This window comes from Pseudocitrobacter sp. 73 (assembly GCF_008369545.1).
In the GTDB taxonomy this organism is placed as follows: Bacteria; Pseudomonadota; Gammaproteobacteria; order Enterobacterales; family Enterobacteriaceae; genus Pseudocitrobacter; species Pseudocitrobacter vendiensis.
Genome location: NZ_VTZO01000101.1, coordinates 1 through 238, shown reverse-complemented (window position 1 = coordinate 238; position 238 = coordinate 1). Strand labels below are relative to the sequence as shown.

At 34.0% G+C, this 238-nt stretch carries 1 protein-coding gene; it reads right to left on the bottom strand.

Features of this window, described 5'->3' with window-relative positions; translation table 11 throughout:
• The coding region (locus F0Q32_RS26375) for a hypothetical protein (RefSeq protein WP_223145815.1) at positions 1–238 on the bottom strand (238 nt) is incomplete at both ends.

Genomic DNA, 238 nt, shown 5'->3' with positions numbered 1-238 from the left:
GTCCAGTTTGTCTTTGCCCTTATTAAAAACCTCTTTCCATTTCATATCTAGAACCTCTTTAGGTACGTTTAATTCTTCGATTAACTTACTAGCCTCCTTCTTTGTCTTAGACACATCCTTGATATGATTATCCTTATCTACGGGCTTTGTTAAGAATGATTTCATAAATAGGTTGAACGTACATACAGTATCTACTAGAAGTAAAAGACCTTCATAACTTTCTTCAGATTCTTTCTCC